The 3,185-nt window shown below is 42.9% G+C and carries 3 protein-coding genes; 1 reads left to right on the top strand and 2 read right to left on the bottom strand.

The features are described from left to right. Positions 1-135 precede the first annotated feature (135 nt). Positions 136-465, top strand: a complete 330-nt coding sequence (locus IEV18_RS16585; protein ID WP_308421583.1) for a winged helix-turn-helix transcriptional regulator — start codon at positions 136-138, stop codon at positions 463-465. Between the two features lie 27 nt (positions 466-492). Here IEV18_RS16585 and IEV18_RS16580 read toward each other — a convergent pair whose 3' ends face one another. Together IEV18_RS16580 and cls are read right to left on the bottom strand one after the other, a co-directional pair. Continuing rightward, positions 493-1,008: an acyl-CoA thioesterase gene (locus IEV18_RS16580; RefSeq protein ID WP_188393468.1), complete on the bottom strand. Its 516-nt coding sequence runs from the start codon at positions 1,006-1,008 to the stop codon at positions 493-495. Positions 1,009-1,062: 54 nt separating this feature from the next. After that, positions 1,063-2,505, bottom strand: coding sequence for a cardiolipin synthase (gene cls, locus IEV18_RS16575; RefSeq protein ID WP_188393467.1), 1,443 nt, complete (start codon positions 2,503-2,505; stop codon positions 1,063-1,065). Between the last annotated feature and the right edge of the window lie 680 nt (positions 2,506-3,185).

Here is a 3,185-nt window from a genome sequence, read left to right as displayed (position 1 = left end):
TGTGGTTACTTCATAAATAACCTAAATTTAAGGGGGTGGCAAGTTTTTTTGTATAAAAACGCATTATATAGGCAATAATAATAGGTTTTACTTAAAAACTTTTGACAATACGGATAAAAAAAGCGGGGTGAAATCATGGAACAACAATTATGCCCTCGGTTTGAAAAAGCGATGGAACTCATCAGCAAACGCTGGGTAGGATTAATATTGTTTGATCTGTTAGAGGGTCCGAAGCGTTTCTCGGAAATGGAATCGGATTTGCCAATTAGCGGCCGACTGCTTTCCGACCGTCTGAAGCTTCTCGAAAAAGAAGGAATTGTCCAACGGCAAATATACTCCGAATTTCCTGTACGGGTCGAATATTCCCTTTCGGAAAAAGGAAGAGCATTGGAACCGGTCATTAAAGAAATTCAAAATTGGGCCGACGCCTATATTACACGGGAAGAAGTGGAAGTGAAGGAATAGACTCACTGCAGGATGCAGTGAGTCTTTTTAAATATCGGTATCGTCTTTTAAAACTAGCTCCTGGGCCACTTGCTTCGCCCGCTGCCTCCGTTCCTGGCGCTGCTTCCGCCGTTCCGGAGCGCTTTGAAACAGCCGCTTTTCTTCCTCTGTTTCCGGATATACCGGCGGGACCGGAACCGGTCTACCGCTTTCGTCGACGGCAACGAAGGTAAGAAAGGCCGTGTTGCACACTTTTCTTTCCCCTTTTAGCAGATCTTCCGTCACCACCTTGACGAAAACTTCCATCGATGTTTTGTGGGTATACGTAACAAAAGCTTTAATCGTAATCGAATGCCCGACTTTGACCGGTGCAAGAAAATCGACGGAGTCTGTCGAGGCAGTAACGACAGGCTTTCGCGCATGCCTGATCGCCGCAATCGATGCCACGTCGTCAATATGGGCCAGCAGCTTCCCTCCAAATAAAGTTCCGTGATGATTCGTATCCGGAGGAAAGACTAATGTCGTTTTCATTGCAACGGATGCTGAACATGGTTTTCCTTCCATAATAAATCTTCCTTTCTGCCAATTTCACTGCGATGCCTGAATTTTTCCCTACTGCTATAACACCGGGGATAATAACCTGGATACTGATTCTTTAAAGCGAATGCCAATCGACCGTTTTTGATATAATTTCACCGTCATTTGCGTCGACTTTTCGATATCTTCCTCAAAGGCGTGCAAAAGCTTTCTCGAAATCGTTGCATCATAGATAAACGCATTAACTTCAAAATTTAGCCGGAAACTCCGCACGTCAATATTTGCCGTTCCTACCGAGGCAATTTTGCCGTCGACGACAATCGTTTTCGCATGGAGAAATCCGTTCTGGTATACATACACTTCCGCTCCGGCAAGCAACAAATCCCCGCAATAGGACAAGGTTGCCCAATAGACAAAGGGGTGATCCGGTTTATTTGGTATCATCAGCTTTACTTTGACGCCGGATAGGGCGGCAATCCGCAGTGCGTCTAATAAACTGTCGTCAGGGATAAAATAAGGCGTTTGAATGTAAATATAGTCTTTGGCGGACATGATCATTTTAATGTAGCCGTTTTTAATTTGCTGCCAGGAGGAATCCGGACCGCTGGATACGATTTGCACTCCCACGTCTCCCGCTGCTTCCGTCTCAAAATATTTTTTTTCAAACGGAATGTGTTTTTTGGAAGCATGGTTCCAGTCGAGAATAAATCTTGTTTGCATATGCTGCACCGCATTCCCGACAATGCGCAAATGGGTATCCCGCCAATAGCCAAATTTCTTATTTTTGCCTAAATATTCATCCCCGATATTGAAGCCGCCGATATAGCCGATTTTGCCGTCGATAATGGCCAGTTTCCGATGATTGCGGTAATTGATTTCCAAATTGATTTTCGTAATGCGGGAAGGGAAAAATGCTTCAATCTCCACCCCGGCGTTGAGAAGGCGATGGACAAATTTCCTTTTAATCATCCGGGAACCGAGGTCATCAAAAAGGACGCGGACTTCTACCCCTTCTTTCACTTTGTCGACGAGGAGATTGGCAATTTTTTGCCCCAGTTCGTCATGCCGTATAATATAATACTGCAAATGGATATGGTTTTTTGCATTCTTGATATCTTCAATAAGACGGGCAAATTTTTCCTTTCCATCGGTAAAAATATCGATATGGTTATTTTGCGTAAAAATCGCATCGTCATTACGCAAATGCAAATAAATCAAATCATCGAACTCTTCCATTTCCACTTTATTAAATTCAAAATGCCCGTCCCGGATGGCCCGGAGCTGCTGTTCCACCGTTGTCCGCACCTCTTCCCTGCTCTTTTTGTCCCAGGAAAATATTTTTCGTTTATTAATGGAACGGCCAAAAATGAGATAAATAAAAAACCCTGCGATAGGGATAAATAAAAGTACCATGAGCCATGCCCAGGTGGACGTCGGATTTTTTCTCTCCAAAAATATAATCGACATACCTAAAAATATATTCGTAATCAGGATAAGTCCAAGGAAAAAAGAAAGGATATCCATTGTATTGCTCCCTTCTGCTGCAGTTCCAAGAAGCCCTTTCCAATCTATTCCAATTACCTTTCAATTTAAATATAGCACAGAGACGCGCAATTATACGAATTTAAGGAATAGGATTATTTTCTGTCACCTTAATTAATTCTATGTATCGCATGTCTTTGGAATTCGGCCGGATGTTTGCAGCAGATCGGCGGTTTATGAACTTTCCGTTTCCGGATTTCGGCTCTTCTGTTTATTCGAACGTTGGCTGCCCCGTTTTCAGCGGAAATATCGAAAAATAAGCGTTTCATCCTGTTATTGTAACGAAAAAATTTTTTATTCAGCTTTCCTCTTTTATTCTAACGCTGCCCCGCCTGATTACAGCGATAATACAAATATTTCAGCATTCCGCCAATGAATTCTAACGGATAAAATCTTTATTCAGCTTTCTGCTTTTTTCTAACTATCCCTATCTTGATTTCAGCAAATATTACGAAATTTCAGCGCTTCTCCTGATTATTCTAACGAACGTACACCGTATTTTCATTTCCTTGCCCCCATTCCACATTGAGATAGGGGGAGGTGACTAACCTCCGTCCCTCTCACACCACCGTACGTACGGTTCCGTATACGGCGGTTCCAGATTATGTATGACGCAAAATTTCATATCTAGCGGATATGCTCTTTAGCCCTTGGCTTGACCA

This window comes from Compostibacillus humi (assembly GCF_014637175.1).
Lineage (GTDB): Bacteria > Bacillota > Bacilli > Bacillales > Amphibacillaceae > Oceanobacillus > Oceanobacillus humi.
This window is presented reverse-complemented; position numbering and strand designations above follow the sequence as displayed.

Coding starts and splice junctions, on each gene's coding strand:
- IEV18_RS16585 (WP_308421583.1), top strand. CDS start 136: ATGGAACAACAATTATGCCCTCGGTTTGAAAAAGCGATGGAACTCATC.
- IEV18_RS16580 (WP_188393468.1), bottom strand. CDS start 1,008: ATGGAAGGAAAACCATGTTCAGCATCCGTTGCAATGAAAACGACATTA.
- cls (WP_188393467.1), bottom strand. CDS start 2,505: ATGGATATCCTTTCTTTTTTCCTTGGACTTATCCTGATTACGAATATA.